Source organism: Bradyrhizobium sp. HKCCYLRH3059, from assembly GCF_051168035.1.
Classification (GTDB): domain Bacteria; phylum Pseudomonadota; class Alphaproteobacteria; order Rhizobiales; family Xanthobacteraceae; genus Bradyrhizobium.
Genome location: NZ_JBNPUF010000007.1, coordinates 286,129 through 311,248, shown reverse-complemented (window position 1 = coordinate 311,248; position 25,120 = coordinate 286,129). Strand labels below are relative to the sequence as shown.

Below are 25,120 nucleotides of genomic sequence, written 5' to 3'. Positions count from 1 at the left end.
GAGGGCGTTGGAGAGCCGATGGTCCCAGACGTTATGCGTGCCGCACTCTTCGCGATCGTCATTGACAACCGCGAATTGTCGTCGTTCTTTATTTGTTCCTGACGCGCCCGCTGGCTCTGAAATTCGTGAAGGCCGACATGCAGCTTCTGTTCAAGCTTCTAAAGTATGGCTCCGTAACGCTCATTCTCGTCGCGTGGTTTCCGCTCCAGTTTTCGGTTGTTTCGAATCTTCCGCAGCTTGCGCTGGCGGTCGTCGTGACTGGTTATCTGGTTGCAATCCTTCTGCTTGCCCTGGCGACCGTGTCAGTAAGGTTTGGTGTGAAGCTGACAGCTCGGCTGAATAGGTGGTTTGTGCTCTTCGCGCCTGTGGCGCTTGCGCCGCCTGTCCACCTCTATCTGGTGCTCGAGACCTATTGGTACGACATCTACTACCGCTGCGACGAGTGCGGATGGGTGCAGTTCCTGGCTCTTCTTGTGAAGGAGCAGGAGAGCCTCCTCGCGTCCCATACGCTCCAGATCGTTGCTGCGGCCGCAGCGCTGTATGCCATCCTCCTCGCTTCAAGCCTCTTCATCAAAGTCATGCACGGACGTTTCCAGGGGAGTTGAATGACAACCTATTTGCGAACTGCGGAAGATAGAAAGCGGGCGCTCCTGGATGATGCGCCGGATACCAAGTTCGAATTCGAAAGCCAGAAGTTCTCCGACATTCCGAAGGATAAGCGACCTGCCATCAATACCGCTGTGCAGCACCACCAGTGGGGTGCTCAGCAAGTCAAGACGTACAATGCGCTGATCGAGGAGGCCGCCAGGCGCCATGGGGTAAACCCCGATCTCGTGAGAGCCGTAATCTACACGGAGGTCTCGAGAGGAGGCGAGTACGGTTATCCGGGGGAGGCTGTGGGCCGGGCGGTGAGGTCGCTATTTCGACTCGACCATGACGTGATTGCTCGCACGATCCTGCCAGGCAACATCGATTCCAGTTGGCAGAAGCTCATTCCCGGATCCGACGTTCACACCCCGCGAGACAACATCGAGCTCACCGCGAAGCTGCTGGCGGGGATCGCAAAGCGGCTGGACGATCCCAGCGTCGAAAACATCTATTCGCTCTACAACGGCCTGTCGCACGATCGAACGTATGTGAACAAGCAGATCAAGTCGACGCCTTACTATGCCAAACGTGCGTTCGAGGATAAAGCCTGGGAGAAAGACGAGTGGTCCGCGCCCGATCCGGCCGATGATCCCGCGGAGGGCGGACCGGTGGCTCCGGGCAACCAGGTCGGTCCCGTCGGATCGCGCGCGCCGTCGGCTGCTCATGATGCTCCCGCCTGGTTCGACGACCGCTTCGGCCGATGGTCCCCTTCGACCAGCGCCGCCGCGGTGTCGCAATCACCGCTCCTGCGTGAGCTCGCGCGCCGCGGGAATGCGGAGGCGGCTGGCGCTCAGCCGTTTCGGTCCGGGTCCCCATCGCCGTCTCCCCTGTTTCCTGGAGAGTCGGGAGAGCCGCCGAACCAGGCCGATCTCGCCGCGAGTGGAGGCGGCCCCGATCCGGTCAGGTCTCCCATCCGCATCCTGCGCTCCCGCCGCGCAGATCAGATGCTGCCAGCAGCAAGCGTCGGACCGCCCGGGACTGCTCCCAATCAAATGCCCGTCGGCGACCAAGTGCCGTCGTTCGATGATCGGTTCGGAAGCTGGGCGTCGACGGGCAATGTGACCGCGCCGCTCTCGCCCTACCTGCCGTTCTTGCCGATGCCGGAGTCGGCAGGCTCGGCCGGTGTGCTCACCGGGAATGCAATGCCGGATTATCCTTTCGAGATTCCGGCGTTTGGAGAGGCAACGCCTGGCTTGGAGGATTGGGCCGGGACTCGGCGTCGGCGTTCGCCGTGGGGCCCGGCGCGCTGATTGCGGCCCCGTCTGCGAACAGGCCTGGCGGCGGCCGCGTCTGGCGCCTTCCCGTTGATGCCGCTCTTCAGCGCCGGCACCAGTCGGCCCATCTCATCGCTCACATCATGCCAACGATACGGTTCTGACCATGCCGAAAATGTCGAACGCCGACCTCAAGACGATGCTCGCCGCCGAGAAGGCCGATGCACTGGCCGCCATCTCCGCCGCACGGCTGGCGGAAGAGCGCGCCGATGCGATGGATTATTATCTCGGCAACATGCGCAAGGACATGCCGGCGCAGGAGGGGCGCTCGCGGGCGGTCTCGACCGATGTCGCCGACACGGTAGAAGGACTGATGCCGCACCTGATGGACATCTTCGCCGGATCCGACGAGGTCGTGCGGTTCGAGCCCGTCGGGCCGGAGGACGAGGCCGCCGCGGCGCAGGAGACGGATTACGTCAATCATGTCTTCATGCAGCAGAACCCCGGCTTCATGATCCTGTATTCCTTCATCAAGGATGCTCTCCTCTCGAAGGTCGGTGTCGTCAAGGTGTGGTGGGAGGAGCGTGAGGAAGAGAGCCGTGAGACCTACTATGACCTCACTGAGGATCAGTTTGCGCTGCTGGCGCAATCCGTCATGGAGTCCGAGGGTGCGATGAGGATCGTGGCGCATTCGATGCGGGGCCGGCGGCAGGACGTCAAACCGCGCAACGCCGGTCGGGATGTGGCGGACGCGTGACCGCGTTGGCCGCGGCGGCGGTGCCGGACACGGTCGCTCGCTCCGACGATCATCGGCCGCCTCGGCAGCCGTAGCTCGCATACGAACCAGTGCGCCCGAACGGCGCAGGCCTGTTGGAGGGAAAGATCAATGGCAGGGGTATTATTCGTTCTCGGTGGATTTCTCCTGTTCGTCGCGGCTATCCACACGCATTCTGTCTATCGTGCCATTCTCGACACGCTGCCTCCGCAGTTTCAGGACGAGTGGACGTCGCGGTACGCATTCTCGGTATACGCCTTGGCGCCGACGACGCCGTTGGATGTTCAGGCCTCCTACGTCAAGGCCATGGTCCTGTCCTGCCCGGCCTGTCTGTCGATCTCTTTCGGCTTCTTTGCTGCAGGGAATGTCGTGTTGGGCTGCCTTGCGATGCTGGCCTTCGTCATCGCGACGTACCGCGCGCTGCAGGGCTGGAGAACCTACAAATCGAATCTCGATCGGCCGATCGATCGTGTTGAGGAGACGAGTCAATGACCAAAGGAACGTATGGTGGTGGCACGTTCGGTATTCCCTGGTTGGGGGGCCTCGGCGGCGGGCTCTATATCGACAATCACGGGCGCGTGTACCCGCAGGTCTACTACGGCACGCCAGGCGCGAGCTTGTCGGCGGGCTACACGGATGACCTCGAAGGCTTGTTGACGGGGACTTCGATCTCCGGGAGTCCGGGGATCGGAGTGATCCGTCCCAATGCCGGATTCAGCGGCGGCGCATCCGGCTTCGGGATCGGGACGCCTGGCGTCGGAGTGACCTACGGGTTCGGCCCGCTCGAGATGTCCCAGGATTTCTCGCATCCCTGGATCAAGACCATCGTCCGCGACCGGGCCGCGATGGCCGGAGTCCCCAGCCGCTACAACGTGTTCGAGTACGGCTTCCCTGATGTTCAAGACGCGCCCGCGGGCGCGCGAGTTTCGCGATCGGCGGCCGCGAACGATGCCCGAGCGACGACGAAACCCTCTGGCCGTTCAGGAGAGACGTCCGTCTTCGACACGGCAGGTCCGCCGATTCTTTATCCCTACGCAGGCAGCTTATCCGGTCCAGTCGCGTTCGCCGCACGCGGCGATCGACCAGAGACGGCTCAAGACCAGCCGGCCGCAGGCGGCCTGCTGGGCATGATCCAAGACTACATGCGCTCCGCTCAAGGCGGGCGCGCAGGAGACTGAACGCACAGTTGCCGACCGCGGGTTAGATATGTGTATTTGAGACGGCTTGCCAGTTGCTTGAAGCCGTCATCTTAGCGTTCCCAACGCCAAGATGATGAGAAAGCCGCCAGCCAACCATCCCCACAGGATGCGTTCGTGCCGGATTGCGATTTTCAGATGTTCTCGACCGGGCTCCGTCAGCTTCGCAGGATCCATTGCCGAGAAGCGAAACCCGCAAAACAGCCATGACGTGTAATAGCCCGGCCTCATGTAGCGCATGTCCGAGGCGCTCGGGGCAATGTGATTGTGAATGACGCGAAGGTCATTCAGCCAGAGTGCCCATAGCGGCAGACCTGCGATCGTCCAAACGAGAAGGATGCCGATTGTCGCGTAGGACATGTTTGCAGATCCGGCGAGGGTTCGATCGAAGCTGATCGATGAATTTCATCGCCAGTCGATAGACACCGTCCCGATCCGTTTCTCTATCACCGAATGAGCCCCAACGCCATGAACATCTCTCCTCAGTCCGCACCGCTGCAACCGGTGCCGGAACCGATCACGCACGACGTCACCATCGTCACCACGCGAAAACTCGCCCAGGCGCGGGTGATGGGCGTGCCGCCGGAGGAGTTCGGGATCGAGCGCGGCGCGCGTTCGATCCGCGACTGCAACTATTGCTTCCATGAGATCGTTACCAAGACCGAGGCGCAGCTGATTGCCGAAGGATTTGACGCCGCGCAGATCCGCTCGCTCGGCAACGATGGCGGGACGACCCGGGTCGAGACGCTCGCCCGCGATACGGTCGACGAGCACTCTCCGGCGTCATCGAGCGCGTCGAACTCGGGCACCAGGCTCGTCCGGATCACCGAGCACTACGTCCGGATGGACTATGAAGGCGAGGGCAGGCCGTGCCTGTACCAGATCATCACCGGCGGCGACCAGGGCGAGATCCTGCGCAAGGACGGCCAGGACTGCATCACGCCGTTCGACGCGATCCCGTTCGCGGCGACCACGCCGGTGCCGATGACGCATCGCTTCTTCGGTCGCTCGATCGCCGATCTGGTCATGCCGCTGCAGCGCGAGAAGACAGCGCTGAAGCGCGGCGCGCTGGACAATCTCTATCTGCACAACAATCCGCGCGTCGAGGTGGCCGAGCAGAACGCGGGGCCGAACACGCTGGACGATCTCCTGGTCTCGCGTCCCGGCGGCGTCGTTCGGACCAAGACCGCGGGCGGGCTGAACTGGCAGGTGGTGCCCGACATCACCAGCTCGATCTATCCGATGCTGCAATATATCGATGCCGAGCTCGAGAGCCGCTCGGGGCTCTCGAAGCAGGCGCAGGGCATCGACGCCAATGCGCTGCAGAACCAGTCGGCGACGGCAGTTGCGCAAGTGTTCTCCGCCTCGCAGATGCGCATCAAGCTGATCGCGCGGATCATGGCGGAGGGCGTGCGAGACATGTTCGGCCTGCTGCATGGCACGATCCGCAAGCATGGTCAGCAGCGCCAGACCGTGCGGCTGCGCAATGCCTGGGTCCAAATCGATCCGCGCGGCTGGAAGACGCGCGACGACATGACGATCGAGGTTGGGCTCGGCTCCGGTGGCAAGGCGCAGCAGTTCGCGCAGACCATGGCGATTGCCAACGTCCAGAAGGAGCTGGCGATGGCCGGCAAGATCAACCTGGTTGGCGATCGCGAGCTCTACAACACGGCGGCCGAGCTGACGCGGATCATGGGGCACAAGAATCCCGGTCGGTTCTTCAACGATCCGGCCGCGGTCGACCCGCAGACCGGCCGGCAGCTGCATCCGCCGCCGGCGCCGCTGCAGCCGCCGCCCGATCCGAAGCTGCTCGCGGCGCAGGCGCGTCTGCAGACCGAGCAGGCGATCGCAGCGCATAAGGCGGAGCTGGCGCAGCAGCAGGCGCACAACGACATGGTCCATCAGCAGGTGAAGATGCAGGCCGAGATCGAGCTGGCCAAGATCAAGGCCGGGCTGGATGCCAAGATTGCGCTGTTCGATGCGCACCTCAAGTCGATCGAGTCGGCGCAGAAGCGCGAGCAGGCGCATGCGGCTCACGAGCTGAAGATCGCCGAAGCGGCCGTGGGTCTCGCAACTGCAGCTCATGCCAATCGCGCATCTGATGAGCAGAAGGAGGGGCACGATGACTGACGAGAGCATCCTGCAACAGACGGCGGCGCGGGGCACTCGCGCCAAGGCGCTGCTCGACGACGAACTGCTCGCCGGCGCCTTCGACGTGCTGGAGGCGAGCTACAGCGCGGCCTGGCGGCAGACGCAGATCGACGACGTCGCCGGCCGCGAAAAGCTGTTCCTCGCCATCAATATCGTCGGCAAGGTGCGCAACCATCTCGGTGCGATCGTCGCCAACGGCAAGCTGGCGGAGGCGGAGCTGAGGGAGCTCGCGCAAACCGCGGAGCGGAGGAAGCGGTTTGGCGTGCTGTGAGCAGCCCGGCCCCGCCAGAGGACGACCAAGGCGGCGTTGACATGTTCGCGATTTGTTCTGTACGTTTCTGAGCGGAGACCCGTTGGGCGGTGGACAGAATGCGAAGGTGCATCAGTCCGGCGTTCCGACCGTCGCGAACTCCTTGTGCGCCTGCCTGGTCACTGGCGAACATTCGATCGTGGTGTTGCATGTGCCGAAACCTGATACGTATCGTAAGCCGCGGGCTGTTGACGAGCTTCGCCGTGCTCGTTCTCATTGTCCCGCACCATCTGGAAGCTCAGCAGGTCAAGCCGGACCCCGAGGCTTATCATCGCGCGGTGGATTACTGTCGTGGTGACGTGCCGCGGCCCACGGCGATCAGCCCCGACCGGACGATCGTCTGCTTCGGCGATCCGTACGGCGCCGACGTCGACCCGTCTATCGTGAGCCAGATCGCCGAAAACGGGCTCTTCGTCGTGCGCGGCTATGGTGGAAGGCGCGCGACGGCGATGAGCGTCTCCGACCTGCTGCGCAGCCGCAATGCGACGGTGGTGGTTTTCGACGTCTGCGCTCTCTCTTGCTCCGCGTATTACTTCGTGGCTTCGGCAAGAACCTACGTCGTGAAGAATACGATCGTACAATGGCAGCAGGCTTTGGAAGATTGCAGGGTCACGTTTCGTCAGCCGCGCGATTCCAGCATCCCGAAGCTTTGGCGCGCGGAGTGTCCGAAAGGTGATGAATGGCGTCTCACCTTTGCGAGCGACTATCCGGAGTTCGGGCGCTTCTATCAGGACAGGGTCATCGATCAATTCCATTTCGAACCGCTGCCCGACAGCGAATATGTCCGAAAGCGCCTGAAGGGGCTCTACGATCAGACGGGGCGATTTCCAGCCATTGGATGGATGTTGAGCCCGACATCGCTCAAGCGCCTTTTCAAGGCTGAAATCATCTACGAGGCCTACCCGCAATCGCAGGAGGAAGCGACGGCATTGGCCAATCATTTCGGCGCGCGCGACGTGATCTATGATCCATGATCATCAGCGCATCCGATCTGATCAACAACGCGATAGCATTGTCAGGAGTGTCCAAAATGAGGGATAGAGCTGCATTAGACTCCATGCCGATCGTGTCGGATCCCAACTATTCAGGCCAGTTGCGAGGGTACCGCCAGCAGTGGACGGTACCAAGTGTCGAGGACCTCGCTCGAAACCGGCCGCCTCGCTATCTTCCCGGCGATGACCCGGCCGGGGACAATCCCACCAATTCGCCTTGGCTGCCGAACTATCGAAGGGAGACGCCGCGCTCACTTGATCCACAGTCGTCGTTGCCTGAATCGATGTTCTCTCCGTGGGCCTGGCCTGCTTCGTCATCGGCCCTGAAAGCACTGATGGCGCATGCCGCGCTTGGCGACGCGTCGGGAGCAAGCGGCGTAGCCGGACGAGGCTCAGGCGCGTTGGCCTCGCGCCCCAGGGGGCCGGCTGTTCTGTTCGGCCTCGGCGCTTCGTCGCAGGCGCCCAGCTACGGCGAACAGACCCGAGGCGGCGGTCTGCTCGGCTTGCTGGCCGAGCTCATGGCGGCCAATCCCGACGATCGATCGTCCCGAAGGTGAAATCGAGGGGCGATGTCGGATGCAATCGCGCTCTGGCATCTTGGCGATCGCACGCCGGTCGCTCGCACTGGCCTTGGTCCTGGGCGTTGCCATTGTTGCAGGCAGCGGCGACGCGCAGCAACGAGACGGCGCCTGGGACCCTTATCATCTCGCCGTGATTTATTGCCGTGGACCGTTGCAGCGCCCACTGGCCCAGGGCCCTGACAAGCGGATCGTATGTTTCGACGGCTGGGTAGTCAGGAATCCCTACGATCAGTTCGGTGTCGATCCGAAGATCGCTTGGAGCCTCAACCCCAGGTACAACATCTTCTTCAAGGCGAAGATCATCTACGAAGCCTATCCCGAAGGTCAGGACGAGTTCGACGCGCTCGTCGCACGGCATCGTATCGGGCAGCTGATCCATGATCGGATCAGGTGGCGATCAACTGATCAACAAGAATACAGCTCGCAACGATCACCCATTGACACGTCGGGCAAATCACCGTCATAAAGGCAACATCACAGGACTTACACGAGCCCGCGCCGGACACACCGCCGCGGGCTTTTTCGTGAGCCATCACGTCGTCCGGCTCTCGACACATGGACCATGCTGTTGAACGTCACCGCGCCAAACGAGGTGAGGTCATGACAGTCGGTCCTGCCGACCCCGTTCGCAACGGGCGCCACGGCATCGGTATCTCGTATGAGCCGAACCGAGAGTTATCTCTCGCGCCATCGTGCCGGCGGGACCTGAACGCCTCAGACCATCTTCAGAACTGCGCAGCGTCGATCGGCGCAACGCACGGTCGTGACTTCCAAGCGGCGGCACGATCTCGGCGAAGGCCGCGCGCCGTGCAAGCAACACGAGGGATCATCGATGACCACACCCACGTCCACTTTCGTCACCTACCAGGCGGTCGGCAACCGCGAAGATCTCAGCGATATGATCTATCGCATCGACCCGGTCGACACGCCGTTCATGAGCGGCGTCGACAAGGAAAAGGCGACGGCCGTCAATCACGAATGGCAGACCCAGGCGCTGGCGCCGGCGGATGGCAGCAACGCCCAGCTCGAAGGCGACGACCCCAACACCAACGTGACCACGCCGACCGTTCGCCTCGGCAACCAGTGCCAGATCTCCTACAAGGTCGCGCGTGTCTCCGGCACCCAGCAGGCGGTCGACCATGCCGGCCGCGACAACGAGCTCGCCTATCAGGAAATGCTGAAGGGCCTCGAGCTCAAGCGCGATCTCGAGACCATTCTTTGCGGTACGAACCAGGCCAAGCTGATCGGCAACACCACGACGCCGCGCAAGACGGCTTCGATCCTGTCATGGATCGTCTCCAACACGTCGAAGGGCAGCGCCGGCGGCGCGGCCGATCCGGCCGCGGCCGACGGCTCGGGCACGCGCACCGACGGCACTCAGATCGCCTTCACCGAGGCGCGGCTGAAGACGGTGCTGTCGTCGATCTGGATCAACGGCGGCAAGCCGGGCACGATCCTGACCGGTGCGTTCAACAAGCAGGTGTTCTCGACCTTCACCGGCCGCTCGACCGCGATCGAAGAGGCCAAATCGAAGAAGATCGTCGCCTCGGTCGATGCCTACGAATCCGATTTCGGCAAGCTCAAGGTGGTCGCCAGCCGCTTCCAGCGGCCGCGTGACGTGCTCGTGCTCGAAATGGACAAGTGGGCCGTGGCCTATCTCAACGGCCGCAACATGATCTCCATCCCGCTCGCCAAGACCGGCGATTCCGACCGGCGCCAGATCCTCGCCGAATACGCGCTGGTCGCGCGCAACGAGAAGGCCAGCGGCGGCATCTTCGACAACACCACCGCATAGTCCGATCTTTCACCACCCTGACCCGCAGGCGGCTCTCGGGCCGCCTGTTTCTTTTGGAGGTTCATTCATGCCGCTTCCCGGCAATCGTCCCCTGAACACGGCCGATCTGACGGCCTACACGCCTTCCTGCGGCGCGAGTCCCGTCGCCGCCTATGTCCGTGCGCCCTTCCGCGGCCGGCTGCTCAAGGTGGCCGGCATCCTCGGCGGTGCCATCACCACGGCCGACGGCACCGTCACCGTGACGGTGAACGGGGCGTCGGTCGCAAGCTACACGGTGCCGCAATCAGGCTCCGCGGCGGGTCAGCTGTTCTCGGTGGTGCCGGCGTCGCCGGTCTACCTCAACGAAGACGACGTCGTTGCACTGACACCCTCCGGTGCGTCGGGCGCATCAGTGCCGATGCATTTTTCGCTTGCAGTCAGGGGAGCCTGAGATGTCGTTCTTTCCCAAACAGCCATCATCCCGGATAGGCGGCACGCAGACCATCGCCTTTGACGGCAGCGTCGGAGCCACCAACAAGTTCGGTCCGGGCACGTTCCAGCTTCGACTCGCCGCGAGCTCGGCCTGCTGCTACCGGATCGGCGACGGCGCCCAGACGGCGACCACGGCCGACGTCTTTCTCCCCGCCAACGCGGTCGAATACGTCACCGTCACTCCCGGACAGAACATCGCGGCCATCAAGGCCGCCAGCAACGGCCTGGTCACGGCGACGGCCGGCACGCTGTGGATCACGGAGCTGTCGTGATGGACGGGCTGACCATTCGCCCGCATCTCGACCGCGATGGCTCCGGTCTCGTGATCGAGCATCTCCAGGATGTCGCGCCCATCCTGGACTGGAACAGCGAAGCGCGCCGCGACGAGCAGCGCAGCGACTGGGGCCGCCACGTCGCGCGCATTCCGAACGTCATCTACGTCAAATGGCTGAACGAGGAATATGCCAGGGGCAACACCCGGCTTCGCCTGTTCACGCCCGAGTTCGACGCGATCGTGCAGACGAAGCTGAATGATCCCGATTGGGCCTATCTGCGCATCGACAAGCCTGCGCTGCAGAGCGGATGGAGGGCGAAGCCGTCATGCCGCTGATCTCGAACTATTCATCGTTGCAGTCCGCAGTGACCGAATACCTGGCGCGCGACCAGGACACCACCTTGGTAGCTCGGATACCGAGCTTCATCCAGCTGGCTGAGGCCAAGTTCAACCGGCAGCTGTTCGTGCGGCAGATGGAACAGCGGGCGATTGCGGTCGTCGATCTCGGCGCCAGCGAGCCGGAGTTCATCGCGTTGCCGTCCGACTTTCAGTCGATGCGGCGGATACGGCTGACCAGCGTGCGCGGCCAGCCTGCGCTGGAGTTCAGGTCCGGCGTGCAACTCGACGAGTATCGCTGTCGTGTCTCGGACGTCGCGGGCCAGCCGCGCTACTTCTCGGTCTTCGGCGACCAGATCGAGCTCGCGCCGCGGCCTGACGCGGCCTACACGATCGAGATGGTCTACCGACGGACCATCCCGCCGCTGGCATCGAACGATTCGAACTGGCTGCTCACGCTGGCACCCGATCTCTATCTCTACGGCGCTCTGCTGGAGTCGGCGCCGTATCTCAAAGAGGACGGACGGATTCAGACCTGGGGCCTCGGCTTCACCAGCGCTCTCGCCGATCTCAATGCTCTCGGCCTGACGTCGACCTTCAACGCCGGTCCGATGACGATGCGGCTCTCCGGCCAGGCCGTCTGAGACACCGTCCAACACAGAGGATCACATGGCTGCCTTCAACAAGTTCAATTGCTTCGTCCAGGACGTCGCGCATGCCCTGCACGACATGCTCACGGGAACGTCGCATGTCTACAGGATCTATCTCACCAGCACGACGCCGGTCGCGACCAATACGGTCTACAACACGCCCGCCGACCTGACGACCGGGAATGGCTACACGGCAGGTGGCGTCTCGATCGGCACGATCACCGGCGGGCAGACCTCCGGCACCTTCCGATTCATCGGCGGCAGCGACCCGTCGTGGACCGCGGCCGGCGGCTCGATCGGGCCCTTTCAGTACGCCGTACTCTACAACGCGACATCGGCCACCAAGCCGCTGATCGGCTGGTGGGACTACGGCACCTCCGTCACCCTGACCAACGGCAACACGTTCACGGTCGACCTCGACCAGGTGAACGGCATCCTGACGATCACCTGACATGGCAGCTTTTCTCGACATCTGCAGGTTCCTGCCCACAACCGGCGGCACGACGGACTGGACCTATGCCGCCGCCGTCCAGGGCTATCAGAGCCCGGCCGCGGCCGGCGCGGTCAATGGCCGGCTCTACAAATACAGGGCCGAGAGTGCCGACCTGACGCAATGGGAAGTTGGCGAGGGCGCCTACGCCTCGTCGACCGGCACATTGGCTCGGACGACGATCCTGTTCACCTCGGCCGGCACGACGGCGAAGGTCAATTTTTCCGCTGCGCCGCAGGTCGCGATCGTCGCGCTGAAGGAGGATCTCGTTTCGATCGAGGAGGCCAACGTCTTCACCAGCACGCAGCAGGCGCAGGCGCGGAGCAATATCGCCGCGGCTGCAGGCCCCGGCAACTGGACGCGCTCCGTCCTGACGTCAGGATCCGGCACCTACACCCTCAAAGCCGGATGCAAGGCGTTGCTGGTCCGGATGGTTGGCGGCGGGGGCGGTGGGGGTGGCGGTGGCACGACGGGAGCGACATTTGGTGGTGTCGGCGGCGACACAACGTTCGGCTCGTCGTTCCTGACCGCCTCGGGAGGAGCAAACGGCGGCCCGTACGGCAACGCTTACGCGAGTGGTGGCGGTGCGGCGGGCGGTGATCTCAATATCAGAGGGAGTCACAGCACGCCGACCGATGGTGCGGGCGGTTCGACAGGCGCGGCGCTTCAAGGAAGGAATGGCGCCAACTCTGCATTTGGCGGCTGCGGAGCAGGCGGATGGATTGGCTCTGCAGGAAGTGCCGCGGCGACAAATAGCGGCAGCGGCGGCGGAGGAGGCGGAGGCACTGACGGCGGTTCGGGCGGGCGCGGTGCTGCCGGCGGTGGCGCCGGAGGGTACTTGGAGAAGTACATTGCTGCTCCGGCCGCGACATACGCGTATTCGGTCGGCGCAGCGGGCAGCGGCGGTTCTGCGGGGGCGAACGGCACGACTGGCGGCGCCGGTGGCTCCGGCATCATCATCATCGACGAGTACTACTGATGTCACTGCTCGGATTCGACGCCGTCGGTAGTCTGGCGATCGCGCAACTCCCGCGCGGCTCCGCAACGAATACGATCTTCCTCGCGAGTCCGGCCGCCGTCACGCTTGCAGGTCGAACAACCAGCTTCCAATCTGCGCTCACTCAGATCACCGCGGCGCTCGTCTATGCCGGCGGCTCGGCGGTTGCGCGCATCGGTCTTCTCAGTGCGCAGAACGGCTGGCTGACGGCGGGCACCACGGTCCTGTATTCGTTCGGTGCTTTCGCCGCCCGCGGCGATTTCGTCGCGGCGGGGAACTCCATCACGACGGTCGGCAAGATGCAGGCCGCGGGGCGGACTCATATCGTCAGCGGCCAATCATCGGCCTTCGTCGGCGCAATGACCGGCGACAAGTCCTCATATCAGCTCGTCGGATACGACGTCGGCTACGGTCGCGGCTTCGAGGCCTGGTATCCTCTCGGCACCGGGACAATCGGCTGGAGCGGCAGCAACGCTCCTGAGCAGTCCTGGTCGCCGCAGCCAAGTATAGCCGACCATTGGCTGGGTGTCCCGGCATTGTCATTTTCGTGGAATGCGGTGCCTCCATCGACGCCGCCCTGGACGAGCGATTGATGTCCTCGTCGTGGCCATCATCTGTTCGAGCCTGATGCGCGCGGCCGTTTGAAGGCCCGGGCACCATCGACGTTGTCGATCTTTTCTGTTTCCTCTTGACCGCGGCGGAGGTCCGCCGGCGGCAATCGATGATTGGAGGTGACATGCCTCTTCTTGCCTTTGGCGAATATCGGCCCGACGTGAGCGACTACGAAGGTCAGGCTACCCGGAACATCCAGAACGTCGTGCCGCGTGGCGACGGCTATGGCCCCTTTCCGTCCTTCTCGGCCTACACATCCGCTCTGCCTGACCCGTGCCGCGGTGCGTTCTACGCCTTGAAATCGGACGGCACCGTCGTGACATTCGCCGCGACCGCGACGAAGCTCTACCGCCTCAACAACACGGACTTCACCTGGCTGGATGTCTCGAGGGGCGGCGCCAGCTATTCGCAGCTCTCCGCGGCAGCGCAGTGGCAGTTCGCACAGACCGGCAATCTCGTGTTCGCCACGCAGGCGAATGCGCTACTGCAGGTGTTCGATCTGACGTCGTCGACCGCGTTCGACAATGCCCTGGGCTCGCCGCCGCAGGCCGCCTATATCAGCGTGGTCGGACGCTTCCTGGTGCTCTCCGGCCTGCTGTCGACGCCCTATCGCATCCAATGGTCGGGTCTCAACAACTTCAATTCGGCGACGTCCTGGGATGGCCTGACGGCAGGGTCCGATCATCAGGACTTTCCGGACGGCGGCATCGTCCGCGGCGTTGCCGGCGGGGAAGCCGGGATCATCTTCCAGGATCAGGCGATCCGGCGCATGTCCTACGTCCCGGGATCGCCGATCATCTTCCAGATCGATCGCATCACCCAGGACAAGGGTCTCTATGCGCCGTACTCGATCATCCGTGCCGGCGAGCGGATCTTCTTCTATGCCGGCCAGGGCTTTCACAAGATCGAGCCCGGCGGCCTGCCGCAGCCGATCGGCCGCGAGAAGGTCGACCGCACATTCCTTGCCGATCTCGACAAGGGCAATCTGCAATTGCTGATCGGGGCGGCAGATCCGCGCTCGACGCGGGTGTTCTGGTCCTACAGGTCGATTTCCGGCGCGATCGGCACCTATGACAAGCTGTTGGGCTACGATTTCCTGCTCGACCGCTTCTTTTCGATCGCGGCAACCGGCGAATACCTGCTCGGCATGTCGCAGACGGGCCTCACGCTCGAGAATCTCGACAGCATCTCGTCGTCGATCGACGCGATGACCTTGAGCCTCGACGCCTACGCGACGGCCGTCCAGCCGGAGATCGCGCAGTTCTCCGCAAATCATGTGCTGGGCTTCTTCCGTGGCAACAATCTCGAGGCGACGATGGAGAGCGCAGAGCAGGGCACCGACGACAGCCGGATCATGATCCGTGGCTTTCGGCCGGTCACCGACGCGACGACGCTGTTCGGATCGGTCTCCTCGCGCGACAGGCCATCGGCGGCCGCCGCCGCAGGGGTAGAGGTGTCGGTCAACACGCGGACGGGTCGCTGCGACCTTCGCAAGGACACGCGCTATGCCCGCTTCAAGGTCCGGATTCCGGCCGACGCGTCATGGAGCTTCTGTGCAGGCGTTGTGCCTGACCTCACCCCGAGCGGCACACTATGACAGCCTATGTTCCTGGTATCACCGAGACCGATCTCAAGAAGATCATCCTGGCGCTGCAGCAGCTCGCCGCCGGGCGATCCAACGCTGTCGGCAGCGTCACCCTATTGCCGGGGGTCGCGACCACCGTGGTTGCCGACATGAACTGCTCTGCCGCGTCGACCCCGATTCTGACGGCGGCGAGCCCCGGCGCCGCGGTGGAGCTCGGCAACGGCACCATCCATGTCAGCGCCGTGACCAACGGATCGTTCACGCTCACGCACGCCAACAGCGCGGCGGCGCGGACGTTTCTCTATGCATTGCTCGGCTGAACTCGCCTGCGTCGATCCCGGTCAGGTTGGACTTATCTGGCCCAAGGTCGCGCCGCGGCTGCGGCGGGCGATCCTGCGGACCGGTCTGTCTGCCTTCGCCGATGTGGAGCGCGACGTTCTCGACGGCCGCGCGCTGTTGTGGCTGGCGCTGAGCCAGGAGGGCGACATAATCGCGATCGATGCGGTGGCCACGACACGGCTCGAACTGACGGACGCCGGCAAAGTGTGCGTCATCGTCGCCTGTGAGGGCAGGGGGCGATACCGTTGGCTCCCGCTGATCGGCGGCATCGAAACTTACGCGAAGACAGAAAGCTGTCGCGGCATGCGCATCTACGGCCGTAAAGGCTGGCTGCGCGCGCTCGCCGACTATCGGCACACGCATGTGATTATCCAGAAGGAGTTGAGGTGACAATCAGCGTTGATGGTCTCGATAGCGCTTTTCATACGCTGATCAGACAAGATGATCCTATCACGGATAAAATCAGCTCTGCCCCCGGCACGCGCAAAGGCGACCTTTGCACTTGACAGGATGTTCTTGATATGTTCCTTTTTAATTCAGAGGGCATGTTGCGTCCCCAAATTGCGCAGTTGCCGGACAAAACGCATGTTTTATCAGACAAGTGCAGATCGCACCAAAACAGCAAGAGTCTTAGCAGGCTTTGTGCAGTCGGGAGCAAAAGCCGCTCTCGTGGCGCTGGCACTCACGATGAGAATGGACTCGACTCGTGCCGAGCAGATTGACTTCAGCCCTTATCGCGCTGCTGCAGAATACTGCGCTCGCGAAGTCGCGGGTCCGCTGGCACTTTCGCCGGATCAGCGGATTCTTTGCTTTGACGGCCATCTCTATGCCCATCAGGATCTGTCGCTCGTCGACGAATTGCAAGTCGGCGGACTAGTCGTTATCCGCAGTTTTGGTGGTGACGACGTTGCAATGATGGAGCTTGCGGAGCGCCTACGTGGTCGGAATGCGACCGTCGTAGTTCGTAGCTACTGCTTGCTTGGGTGCGCCAGTTATATCGTGGTTGCCTCCGGGATGACGATTATACTGAAAGATGCGTTGGTTGCATGGGGACCTTTGGTGGTGGACGGATTCTGCTTAGGTCTTCGGAATGCACTCGACGAAGGTTTGCCACGCCTTGACATCGGCCCCTGTGGGAAACCGCTTCTGCGGACGCCAGGTCCAATCTATGAACTGAGGCTGGGATTCATGAGCGTACGGCGCGTCAATGATAATTTCGAGGAACCGCCGGAGAGTACATTTATCAGGAGAGCTCTAAGGAATATCGATTGGAAAAGGGCGACCGAGACAACTGGTCTGATGTGGACATGGCATCCTCGCTATCAACAAAGTTCAGTCAAGACCAAGATCGTTTACGAACGCTATCCCGATAGCCAGGAGGAAGTTGCGGCTCTTGCCGAGCGATTGCGGCTCCGTGCTCGAGTTGTTTACGATCCATGAGGGCTATTTCCGAAATGTCAGCCGAGCTGTTCTGACACCCGAAAAAGCCTTGATAGTTGACGGCGCGCTGACGTGGCGCGCTTTTTTTTACCTCGGGGAATGAAGATATGGTGGGAAATCCAAGAGAGAAATCAAGTGATTGGCCAAATATAGTGCGTGAGGGGATCGAGCCAGAAGTATTGCGTGTGCCTGATTGGAGACGTTATCTTGATGGCAGAGATTATACCCGTCCTTTCCAGGGTATTCCGCTGCCAGGGTCGAGGACGCCAAGCTCGCCACCAAGATTGCCCTCCTGGTTCGAAGATCCATCACAGCCGGGCCTGCCGCCATCGTTGAAATATCCGGCACCCGGCAATCCTAGCCCGGGTTTTCCTCCTATTCCGGCACCAGTTCCCGCACCGTCACCCATCCCTGGAAGGCCGATCCGCGACTGGCTGTTTGATTATCTGCTCGGAAACAATCTTCTGGACCAACGGCCATTTCAGCAGACCTCACAGTCGGCATTGAGAAAAGATGCCAGTCGCACCGGACTTGATCCGGACATGAGACTTGCTGCCGCACAGCAGGCCGATCAGGGTCATCCGACCCGGGCATCGCAAACGGGTTCAAGCGAAGAACCATCGAAGCCGCAGAAGCGCTTCTTGAGATCGCGCGTTGAGTAACGTTGATCTGCACGAGGACGACTGAACTCTCCGTGTGCCGCTGCCTCCTCCGGACGGATCGCAGACTTGCTCACGGCGACGCCTTGTTCGAGGACTGCGATCTTGCAGTTGCGCCAACTCTTAGCATTGTCAAATCAAGGAACGTGCCCAATGGGCGGACAATCATCCAGCACCCAGACTCAACAATCCCAGACGCAGCCGTGGCAGCCGGCGCAGCCGATGTTGCAGAACATCCTGTCTCAGGTCGGCAACGGCCTGAACAATACCGTGCTGACCAGCGCCGAGACCGGCGCGCTCGATACGCTCAAGCAGAATGGGGCGTTGGGCAATCCCTATGCCGGCGGTATCGGGGCCTATGCGCAGTCGCTGCTCAATGGCGGCAACGCACAGGCGCAGGCGCCGGCTGCCCAGGCCAATCTGCAGACGTTGCAGGGCCAGCTGACGCCCTACGCCAATGGCAGCATGATCGGCAACAATCCTGCGCTGGCGGCGCAACTGGCGCAGCTCCAGAACGACGTCGGCACCTCCATCAACGGCCAGTTCGCGGCCGCCGGACGCGATTTCAGCGGCGCCAACCAGATGGCGTATGGCCGCGGCGTGGCGGCGGCGGAAGCGCCTGTGATCGCGGCTCAGTACAACCAGGACGTCCAGAACCAGCTGAGCGCGGCCAATGCGTTGTACGGTGCCGGCAACACGACGGCCAACATGCTGGGCGGCATGCAGCAGCAGTACCTCACCAATCAGGGGCAGGGGCTGACGGCGTCACAGGCCGCGCTCGATGCGCAGAATTATGGAGCCAATGCCACGTTGGCGGAGGAGGCGCAGCGCCGCGGCATCCCGGTGCAGGCGCTCGGACTGCTGGCGCAGATCGGAACGCCGATCGCACAGCTCGGTCAGCAGACCAACGGCACCATGACGGGAACACAGGAGATGTCCGGTGCCGACCAGTTTGCGAAGATCGCCGGCGGCATCGGCAGTCTTCTACAGCCGTTCAGCGGCGCGTTCGGCAAGAAGTAGTTCGGTGCAGCGTCTCGAGGGAGTGGTCGTGAATGTCAGATGAATCAGAGCATCTCGTGACGGGTGCAGCATTCGAGCTGGAGAATGCCGGCTATCGGCCGATGCCGGATCCGGAGGAGCGGCCGGAGCGCGAGGCGCTCGGCGGCGACGTTGCGTCGCTGCGCGACGCTGCCGAGCAGCGCACCGATCCCCGTCCGCCGGTGATGGTCCGGGAGTATGTCGACGAAGCCGGCAACCTGGTCGATCGCGGCGAGTCGGTCACGCTCGAACGCGCGGCGCGTGATCACGCGCGCGTCCGGGCCGCTGAGGTGGGTGAGGCATCTCGCGGGACGCCGGATTCCGATTCGAGCGACCACTTGGGTTCGCCGGCAAATGGTGAGCCCGACGGTTTCGAGCCGGCTTCAGGCGAAGCCGAGTCCACTGCCGAGACCGGCTCGACGCAGCACGATGCTTCGTCGCGGCTTGCGCCGGAGTTGGAGAGAGCCCTGCAGCATCCGCAGGTGCTGCAGGCGATCGAGGAGAAGATCGGCGAAGCAGAGCAGGCCCGCCAATCCTACCGAGAAGGCCTGGCATCGGCCGTCCAGATTGCCCAGGCGAGCTTCCTCAGCCAGTTTCCTGAATTTGCCGGCATGCCCGCGGAGCAGGTCCCCGCCGCGCTCGAACGGATGTCGCGCGAGGATCCCGGAAGGTTCGGGCGCATCCAGGCGGCTGTCGCGATGTCGGATCAGTTGCTGGCACAGCAGGCCGAGGCGCAGCGCCAGCACGCCGAATTGGCTCAGCGGAGCTTCCAGTCCTTCGCGCAGGAGCAGGACGACCAGCTCGAGGGCATGCTGAAGAGCGAGCCGCGCGCCATGCGCCAGGCCGTTGCCGCAGAGATCGTGGCGTCGGCAAATGAGAGCGGGATCCCGGCGTCCGAACTCAACCGGCTGTTCCAGACCGAGCCGTTGATGCGCCACGCCACGTTCCAGCGGATGATGTACGACGCGGCGCGATATCGCCTGATGATGCGGGCAAAGGACGCTGCGGTGACGAAGGCTGTCCCGCCCGTGGTGCGGCCGGGGGTCTCAGTCTCGTCGGGGGAGCGGGGACGGACGGATCTGCGGGCGCTCAACGCCCGCTTGACATCGTCGGGTGATCTCAAGGACGCGGTCGCCCTCTATCAGGCCCGCATGTCCAGACGGCCGTGAGGCCGGTCGATGACAAACCCCGTTCTGGCTGCGCTTGCCGAGGCGCGCAGGCAGCGCGCTCCGCTGTTCGCACGCTGGTGTGAGCGGGAGCACGAGACGTTCTGCCCGGCCTCGCCGGCGGCGGTCGCCCGCTTTGCCAGAGAACACGCCGGCCTGGGTGTCGAGCAGGTCTGGGAGGCGCTTCTCGACGTCTCCAGAACTCACGCCTCGTTGGGGCTGGCTGATCCCACAGCGGCAGAGCCGGTCGCGATCGTCGTCGACGACATCGCCAACCTATCGCCCCCGCAATCCTGGCCGGGTCCCTGGAAGGAGCGCTTCAGGCTTTTGCCGCACGATCTGAAGCGCTTCATCGCAGATCACGAGACGAGGCGCGAAAAGAGCCTGAGACGCACACAGAACGCCCTGGCGCATACGAACAAGATGCTCGCACGCCTCCGATCGGCGGAGCGTACGATGAAGGAGGATCAGACCGATGAAGCAGAATCGCAGCAATCCGACCATCGAAGAGAGGATTCAGGAGCTTCGGGGTGAGATCGAGCGTGTCGTGCAGACTCGCGTGGACGCGATCGCAAGAGAGAGCCCCGGAGTGCCCAAGGGGGTGATCCGCAATCTGCTGATCGCCAGGGCGCCGTCCTGTGCCTGTGAGCAATATCTGACGCTACGGCGAGAAACTTAGCCACGCACGCGTGATCGATCATCGGGCACGAGCCACGATGCGCCCGCATCGACGAGCCAGAACTAGGTCCCCGGCAGCCCCGCGTGGCTGCCATTTTCATGTGAGGAGCAGAATGACACTCTATCGATGGTCGCAGACCGCCTCGGCCGATGCCACGGCCGATCCGACGATCAACTGGTCCGAAGGACAGGTCCCGTCGAGCATCAACGACTCCGCTCGGGCCATGATGGCCGCGACCGCAAAATATCGCGACGACATCGCGGGGGCGATCGCAACGAGCGGCACGAGCACAGCCTATGCCGTAACGAGCAATCAGCAATTCGATTCGTTGCCGCATCTCAACGGCCAGATCATCGCGTTCACGCCGCACGTCACCAATGGCGCACCGGTGACGCTCAACGTCGATTCGCTTGGTGCCAAGCCGCTGCGCAGCGCCCCCAATGCGGATCTTCTGCCCGGAACGATCATCCAGGGGACGCCCTACGTCGCCGTGTACAATCACACGGATAGCAGCTTCTATCTGCATGGATTTTACGGTAATCCGTATAACATTCCGCTCGGGGCAACACTCGAATACTGGGCGGGGAGCAGCCCGAACAGCTCGTTTGCGTTCCCCTACGGCCAGGCGATCAGCCGCACGACCTACGCCACCCTGTTTACACTGATTGGCATCAACTATGGTTCGGGTGATGGGTCAACCACCTTCAACCTGCCAGACCTCCGCGGCCGTGCGACGGCCTGCCCAGACAACATGGGCGGATCTTCGGCTAACCGGTTGGCATCAGGAGCACTAGCCGGTGTTCGCCATAGCCTAGGTGGAGCTGGAGGAGAAGATGCGCATACTCTGACGCTTTCGGAGTTGCCGACGGGCATTGCGTCCGGCGCATCGAATAACATCACGGTTCAATCACAAAACGGGCTTACCGGAATTCCCGTTACGACAGCCGCGGTAAATGTCCAGGGCGGCGTCGCTGCGTTCGGCTCTGGCGGGCCCTATTCTGCAAATTCTAGCAGCGCAAGCTGGGCAGGCGTCAACTCGCTCTCAGGCGCCAACCAAATCAACGTAACCTCGAACAATACAGGCGGATTATCTCACAATCTCGTTCAACCGACTATTCTCTGCAATCGCATCATGAGGGTCATCTGATATATGGTGGGCGCGGCCACGCGCGGTGACTATGCTAGTCTATGATGGCGGTGTAGCGCTGTCTAAAGCTAGCTCGTGTCGACTTGACAATGGCGTCGATAGTGGTTCCCGCAGCTCGGGAAATCATGGTTGGCCATTGATCAACCAGCCGGCTCAGCAGGAGGGATGCGCCGAAAACGCAGACGATGGTAAGAGCAACGGAAGCCGGGGTAGCAACGGAGGGCGGGAGCGTGATGACGAGCCAGCTCGTCATGCTGCAGATGATCGGAAGATGGATTAGGTAGAGCGTGAATGAAATGCGGCCCAACGTCCGACCTAGCGCGCCGCCGATCAAGCGCTGCACAAGCGGCCAAGTCAGGACCACGGCTACGATCAAGACTGCTGAAAGCATCTGCCACTTCATCATATCTACGTGAGGAAAATTCAGACGATTCAGTATTCGTTCGGTTGCAATGAAGAAGAACAGCCCAGCTACAAGTGATACTACGCGTAGTACAGTCGATCTCATCAGTCGGCAAAGCTCGGAGTTGAAATCGAAAAACAGCGCGCCCACCGAGAACAGCATCAAGTAATCAGACCAGAACCAGATGGCCAGGGCGATGTAAAAGATGGCCCTCCATATTCTCGTCATCGAGAAGGAGCCGATAACGAATACGAAGACGCTGCCAATCAACTCCGGACGCATCGTCCAAAGGTTCGAGTTGTAAGCGGACGTGCCGGTAATGAAGGCACCGTAAACAGCCTCCCATACCATCGTTGTGAACGACGGCTCGAATTGGTACCAGAGTGCGAGCCATTGCGATCCCGTGACCGCAGCGGCTTCAGCATTTCGATAGGCGCCAACTGCGAGAAGTCCCCAGGCGAACGCTGATGTGAGGAGCATGGGGCCAGCCAAGCGAACATAGCGTCGCAAAACCTGCGCTGGCAGGCTCATTCTTGAGCGAGCAATCATATCGGCCAACACGTATCCACTCAGGACGAAAAAAACGCATACGGCCGCGCGACCGTTGAAAATCCAGAAGGCGCCGAAAAGAGAGAGAAGCAGGTGGCCAATGAAGACGACCACGGCTGCGACCCCGCGTAGACCGTCCAGGTACGGTTTGCGATCTGGAATGACCAAGGTGGCTCTCACGCGTTTCTAAGGTGGCGACTGGCCCGCCGCCGAGGCATGCGAGCAACGACACAATCACGCAACCCCGTGTGTAGCAAGACGGAAGCCGCTAGCCTTAGCGGCTTTTTATGAAGGGACGCCCCCCCTGATGGACCTGAATTCTATAGCCGATGCCAACGCCCGCCGGTGGGAGAGAGCCAACCTAACCCGCTCATTGGACGCCACAGCCCGCCGCCTTGTTGCCGCCCGGAGACGCTACCAAGTGGTCGAGGCCGCGACCGGCGTCCCCTGGCCAATCATCGCCGTCATCCACGAGCGCGAATCGTCGCAGAGCTGGGCCCGGTCGCTGGCGCAGGGGGATCCCTGGGACCGAGTGTCGGTCCACGTGCCTGCGGGACGGGGACCATTCGCCTCCTGGGAGGACGCCGCGGTGGATGCGCTCGTCAACTGCGCGCCGCACGCGGCGCGCTGGCGGGACTGGTCGATTGGCGGCGCCTTGACGCTTCTCGAGCAGTATAATGGGCTCGGTTATGCGCGCCGGGGCGTGCCGTCTCCCTATGTCTGGGCCGGAACCGATCAATATCGTGCCGGCAAGTATGTCCGTGACGGAGTCTACGATCCCCAGGCGGTCGACCGTCAGCCGGGGTGCGCCGGGCTGCTCAAGGCCATGATGGAGATCGATGCGACCATCGGCTTCCCGCCCGGTCTTGTGGAGGCGCAGGAGCGGCCGCCCGACAGCGGGCCTCCGGCGCCAACTCCCGCATCGATCAGGCATCCGGCAAAGGGCTCCATTGGAGCCCTTTTTGCAGCCCTGGTGAAGCGCCTTCTCGGCAATCGCTGACCGGCGAAGTCCTCGTGCTCCAGGTCGGCGTACCGACGGACGCGCGGTCTCGGGCAAAACACAACGATCTGCAGCGCGCCGAGCGTGGCTTGTGAGAGCCGGCGGCGCGTCTGCGCATTTTTGGAAAGGATTCATCATGTGGACAAGAGTCAAGGCCGCGTGCCGTCATTCGCTGACGATCGCCTGGGGTTACGCGCTGGCGGTCATCGGGTTTCTGTTGTCGATCGTCGACAACGTCAGCGACGCGCTTGGAGACCCAAGCTTGAAGGATCAGATCAGCGCCGCCGTGGGCGATGCCCGCGCCGTGGGCCGGATTTTTCTCGCGATCTCGCTGATCACGATTCTCGCACGGCTGCGTTCGCTGAAGAGGGCGTCGTGACATGTGGATGAGCATTCTGGGCTTTCTGGGCGGGCCCGTGATCAAGGGGCTGATCGACGCCTACCAGGCGAAGCTGAGGGCGGGCAACGCGGATGCCAAGATCGCGGCAGACCTTGCGGCGACGGAGATCGCCGCGCAGGTCTCCGAAAGCGACGCGCAGCTCCGGCTGCGTGCGGCGGAAATCGGCTGCTGGTACGAGCCGGACAAGCTGATCGGCTACTGCGTCTCGATCTACTTTGCCAAGCTGCTGGTGTGGGACAAGGTGCTCGGGCTGGGCTCGACGGATCCGCTCGCGGGCTTCGCGTCGACCACCGCGAATCTCGTCATCTCCTTCTATTTTGCCAAGCGCGGCTTCGAAAATGTAGCGAGGATCATCAGGCGATGAACATCACCCATGACGAAATCACGGCCGTCGTCGCCGAGACCCTGGCCAAGCAGAGCCAGCTTCAGCGCGACGAGATCGATGCTGTCGTGATGAGGGCGATCGCGACCATTCTCACCTCGTTCGGCATCGAGGAGGAGGATCGGAAGGAGCTGAGAGCCGATTTCCAGCACCTGCGGCGCTGGCGCAAGAGCGTGGAGCAGGCTCAGAGCTATACGTTCAAGGCCGTCATCACGGTCATCGCGACCGGTCTGATCGGTGCGATCTGGCTCGGCATCAAAGTCGTGCTCGGAAGGTGATGCCGTGCCAGCCAGGATCTCACGGCGAGGCCGCCGCTTCCGCATCAGGGAGGTCGACGCTTGCGAGCCTGACGTCCTCGACACCTTGAAGGAGCTCCATGCGCGCACATTCCTCGATTGCGCGCCTCTGCCCGATTTCGAGAGCGGACAATGGTGGATATCGACCGAGCTCGGACGGCCCGTCGCCTTTGCAGGAATGGTGCCGTCATCCCTCGGCAAAGGCATAGCCTATCTTTCGAGGGTTGGTGTTCTCCAAGAGCGATGTGGTTACGGCCTGCAGCGGCGGCTGATGCGTGCGATCGAACTGCGCGCGCGTCGCTCGGGCCTGGATTGCATCGTTTCGGACACGACCTGCAACATTGTCTCCGCGAACAATTCCATTCGGTGCGGATATGTGTTGTTCCAACCGGGCCGGCCCTGGGCCTGGGGGAACTCGCTCTATTGGCGCAAGATGATCGGCCGGTGAGCTGTCGACCGACGCCTCATGCAGATTGCATTGCGCTGCAGCAGAATTAAGCCGGTCCGACAGCTCCGACCCGGGCCTTTTTTTGCGGCCGTCGTTG

General features: G+C 62.7%; 33 protein-coding genes. 31 read left to right on the top strand and 2 right to left on the bottom strand.

Going from position 1 to position 25,120, the window contains the following annotated elements; genetic code table 11:
- Positions 1 to 137: 137 nt before the first annotated feature.
- The 5 genes from ACQR13_RS23030 to ACQR13_RS23010 all read left to right on the top strand — a co-directional run bounded on the left by ACQR13_RS23030 (position 138) and on the right by ACQR13_RS23010 (position 3,815).
- Positions 138 to 605 (top strand): hypothetical protein, encoded by a 468-nt coding sequence (locus ACQR13_RS23030; RefSeq protein WP_434863269.1) that lies wholly within the window; start codon positions 138 to 140, stop codon positions 603 to 605.
- A complete protein-coding gene (locus tag ACQR13_RS23025; RefSeq protein WP_434863268.1) occupies positions 606 to 1,898 on the top strand; it encodes a hypothetical protein in 1,293 nt (430 codons plus the stop codon).
- A 130-nt stretch (positions 1,899 to 2,028) separates the two neighbouring features.
- Entirely contained in the window at positions 2,029 to 2,619 is a 591-nt protein-coding gene (locus ACQR13_RS23020) for a portal protein (protein WP_434863267.1), read from the top strand.
- A gap of 129 nt (positions 2,620 to 2,748) precedes the next feature.
- On the top strand, positions 2,749 to 3,129 hold the full coding sequence (locus ACQR13_RS23015; RefSeq protein WP_434844915.1) for a hypothetical protein: 381 nt from the start codon (positions 2,749 to 2,751) through the stop codon (positions 3,127 to 3,129).
- A complete protein-coding gene (locus ACQR13_RS23010; RefSeq protein WP_434863266.1) occupies positions 3,126 to 3,815 on the top strand; it encodes a hypothetical protein in 690 nt (229 codons plus the stop codon). The genes ACQR13_RS23015 and ACQR13_RS23010 overlap by 4 nt, the downstream gene beginning before the upstream one ends.
- Positions 3,816 to 3,881: 66 nt before the next feature.
- On the opposite strand, the gene ACQR13_RS23005 is transcribed toward ACQR13_RS23010, so the two are convergent.
- Positions 3,882 to 4,193, bottom strand: coding sequence for a hypothetical protein (locus tag ACQR13_RS23005; RefSeq protein WP_434844917.1), 312 nt, complete (start codon positions 4,191 to 4,193; stop codon positions 3,882 to 3,884).
- 108 nt (positions 4,194 to 4,301) lie between these two features.
- On the opposite strand from ACQR13_RS23005, the gene ACQR13_RS23000 reads away from it, so the two are divergent.
- The 21 genes from ACQR13_RS23000 (at position 4,302) to ACQR13_RS22900 (ending at position 21,545) form a co-directional block, all read left to right on the top strand.
- Entirely contained in the window at positions 4,302 to 5,963 is a 1,662-nt protein-coding gene (locus tag ACQR13_RS23000; protein ID WP_434863265.1) for a portal protein, read from the top strand.
- Entirely contained in the window at positions 5,956 to 6,255 is a 300-nt protein-coding gene (locus tag ACQR13_RS22995) for a hypothetical protein (protein ID WP_434844919.1), read from the top strand. The genes ACQR13_RS23000 and ACQR13_RS22995 overlap by 8 nt, the downstream gene beginning before the upstream one ends.
- 242 nt (positions 6,256 to 6,497) lie before the next feature.
- Positions 6,498 to 7,268 carry a hypothetical protein gene (locus tag ACQR13_RS22990; protein ID WP_434844920.1) on the top strand — a complete coding sequence of 257 codons (771 nt, stop codon included), beginning with the start codon at positions 6,498 to 6,500 and terminating at the stop codon, positions 7,266 to 7,268.
- Complete coding sequence (locus tag ACQR13_RS22985) at positions 7,265 to 7,843, top strand: hypothetical protein (RefSeq protein ID WP_434844921.1); 579 nt, start codon at positions 7,265 to 7,267, stop codon at positions 7,841 to 7,843. Before ACQR13_RS22990 ends, ACQR13_RS22985 begins: the two co-directional genes overlap by 4 nt.
- A 19-nt stretch (positions 7,844 to 7,862) precedes the next feature.
- Entirely contained in the window at positions 7,863 to 8,333 is a 471-nt protein-coding gene (locus ACQR13_RS22980; RefSeq protein ID WP_434844922.1) for a hypothetical protein, read from the top strand.
- A 366-nt stretch (positions 8,334 to 8,699) separates the two neighbouring features.
- Complete coding sequence (locus ACQR13_RS22975) at positions 8,700 to 9,662, top strand: DUF5309 domain-containing protein (protein WP_434844923.1); 963 nt, start codon at positions 8,700 to 8,702, stop codon at positions 9,660 to 9,662.
- Positions 9,663 to 9,729: 67 nt separating this feature from the next.
- Entirely contained in the window at positions 9,730 to 10,092 is a 363-nt protein-coding gene (locus tag ACQR13_RS22970) for a hypothetical protein (protein ID WP_434844924.1), read from the top strand.
- Position 10,093: 1 nt separating this feature from the next.
- Positions 10,094 to 10,405: a hypothetical protein gene (locus ACQR13_RS22965; protein ID WP_434844925.1), complete on the top strand. Its 312-nt coding sequence runs from the start codon at positions 10,094 to 10,096 to the stop codon at positions 10,403 to 10,405.
- A complete protein-coding gene (locus ACQR13_RS22960) occupies positions 10,405 to 10,743 on the top strand; it encodes a hypothetical protein (RefSeq protein ID WP_434844926.1) in 339 nt (112 codons plus the stop codon). Before ACQR13_RS22965 ends, ACQR13_RS22960 begins: the two co-directional genes overlap by 1 nt.
- On the top strand, positions 10,716 to 11,387 hold the full coding sequence (locus ACQR13_RS22955; RefSeq protein ID WP_434844927.1) for a phage adaptor protein: 672 nt from the start codon (positions 10,716 to 10,718) through the stop codon (positions 11,385 to 11,387). Before ACQR13_RS22960 ends, ACQR13_RS22955 begins: the two co-directional genes overlap by 28 nt.
- Before the next feature lie 25 nt (positions 11,388 to 11,412).
- On the top strand, positions 11,413 to 11,844 hold the full coding sequence (locus tag ACQR13_RS22950) for a hypothetical protein (RefSeq protein ID WP_434844928.1): 432 nt from the start codon (positions 11,413 to 11,415) through the stop codon (positions 11,842 to 11,844).
- A gap of 1 nt (position 11,845) precedes the next feature.
- Positions 11,846 to 12,862, top strand: a complete 1,017-nt coding sequence (locus tag ACQR13_RS22945) for a hypothetical protein (RefSeq protein WP_434844929.1) — start codon at positions 11,846 to 11,848, stop codon at positions 12,860 to 12,862.
- A complete protein-coding gene (locus tag ACQR13_RS22940; RefSeq protein WP_434844930.1) occupies positions 12,862 to 13,473 on the top strand; it encodes a hypothetical protein in 612 nt (203 codons plus the stop codon). Before ACQR13_RS22945 ends, ACQR13_RS22940 begins: the two co-directional genes overlap by 1 nt.
- A gap of 143 nt (positions 13,474 to 13,616) precedes the next feature.
- The gene (locus ACQR13_RS22935) at positions 13,617 to 15,089 is read left to right on the top strand and encodes a hypothetical protein (RefSeq protein WP_434844931.1); all 1,473 of its coding nucleotides are present in this window, start codon (positions 13,617 to 13,619) and stop codon (positions 15,087 to 15,089) included.
- On the top strand, positions 15,086 to 15,397 hold the full coding sequence (locus ACQR13_RS22930) for a hypothetical protein (protein ID WP_315739060.1): 312 nt from the start codon (positions 15,086 to 15,088) through the stop codon (positions 15,395 to 15,397). The genes ACQR13_RS22935 and ACQR13_RS22930 overlap by 4 nt, the downstream gene beginning before the upstream one ends.
- Positions 15,381 to 15,806, top strand: coding sequence for a hypothetical protein (locus tag ACQR13_RS22925; RefSeq protein WP_315739059.1), 426 nt, complete (start codon positions 15,381 to 15,383; stop codon positions 15,804 to 15,806). The genes ACQR13_RS22930 and ACQR13_RS22925 overlap by 17 nt, the downstream gene beginning before the upstream one ends.
- 195 nt (positions 15,807 to 16,001) lie before the next feature.
- Positions 16,002 to 16,856 carry a hypothetical protein gene (locus ACQR13_RS22920; protein WP_315739058.1) on the top strand — a complete coding sequence of 285 codons (855 nt, stop codon included), beginning with the start codon at positions 16,002 to 16,004 and terminating at the stop codon, positions 16,854 to 16,856.
- 812 nt (positions 16,857 to 17,668) lie between these two features.
- Positions 17,669 to 18,535 carry a tail fiber domain-containing protein gene (locus tag ACQR13_RS22915; protein WP_434863264.1) on the top strand — a complete coding sequence of 289 codons (867 nt, stop codon included), beginning with the start codon at positions 17,669 to 17,671 and terminating at the stop codon, positions 18,533 to 18,535.
- Between the two features lie 101 nt (positions 18,536 to 18,636).
- On the top strand, positions 18,637 to 19,722 hold the full coding sequence (locus ACQR13_RS22910) for a hypothetical protein (protein ID WP_434844934.1): 1,086 nt from the start codon (positions 18,637 to 18,639) through the stop codon (positions 19,720 to 19,722).
- Between the two features lie 9 nt (positions 19,723 to 19,731).
- Positions 19,732 to 20,253: a hypothetical protein gene (locus ACQR13_RS22905; RefSeq protein ID WP_434863263.1), complete on the top strand. Its 522-nt coding sequence runs from the start codon at positions 19,732 to 19,734 to the stop codon at positions 20,251 to 20,253.
- A gap of 257 nt (positions 20,254 to 20,510) precedes the next feature.
- Entirely contained in the window at positions 20,511 to 21,545 is a 1,035-nt protein-coding gene (locus tag ACQR13_RS22900; protein ID WP_434844936.1) for a phage tail protein, read from the top strand.
- Positions 21,546 to 21,579: 34 nt separating this feature from the next.
- Here the strand turns inward: ACQR13_RS22900 and ACQR13_RS22895 are convergent, their stop codons facing one another.
- Positions 21,580 to 22,665: an acyltransferase family protein gene (locus ACQR13_RS22895; protein WP_434844937.1), complete on the bottom strand. Its 1,086-nt coding sequence runs from the start codon at positions 22,663 to 22,665 to the stop codon at positions 21,580 to 21,582.
- A 253-nt stretch (positions 22,666 to 22,918) separates the two neighbouring features.
- Here ACQR13_RS22895 and ACQR13_RS22890 point away from each other — a divergent pair, with 253 nt between their 5' ends.
- The 5 genes from ACQR13_RS22890 (at position 22,919) to ACQR13_RS22870 (ending at position 25,023) form a co-directional block, all read left to right on the top strand.
- A complete protein-coding gene (locus ACQR13_RS22890) occupies positions 22,919 to 23,497 on the top strand; it encodes a hypothetical protein (protein ID WP_434844938.1) in 579 nt (192 codons plus the stop codon).
- 136 nt (positions 23,498 to 23,633) lie between these two features.
- Positions 23,634 to 23,876: a hypothetical protein gene (locus ACQR13_RS22885; RefSeq protein WP_434844939.1), complete on the top strand. Its 243-nt coding sequence runs from the start codon at positions 23,634 to 23,636 to the stop codon at positions 23,874 to 23,876.
- A 1-nt stretch (position 23,877) separates the two neighbouring features.
- Positions 23,878 to 24,261 carry a hypothetical protein gene (locus ACQR13_RS22880; RefSeq protein ID WP_315739049.1) on the top strand — a complete coding sequence of 128 codons (384 nt, stop codon included), beginning with the start codon at positions 23,878 to 23,880 and terminating at the stop codon, positions 24,259 to 24,261.
- Positions 24,258 to 24,557: a hypothetical protein gene (locus tag ACQR13_RS22875; RefSeq protein ID WP_316216926.1), complete on the top strand. Its 300-nt coding sequence runs from the start codon at positions 24,258 to 24,260 to the stop codon at positions 24,555 to 24,557. The genes ACQR13_RS22880 and ACQR13_RS22875 overlap by 4 nt, the downstream gene beginning before the upstream one ends.
- 4 nt (positions 24,558 to 24,561) lie before the next feature.
- Positions 24,562 to 25,023, top strand: a complete 462-nt coding sequence (locus ACQR13_RS22870) for a GNAT family N-acetyltransferase (RefSeq protein ID WP_315753505.1) — start codon at positions 24,562 to 24,564, stop codon at positions 25,021 to 25,023.
- Positions 25,024 to 25,120: the final 97 nt, after the last annotated feature.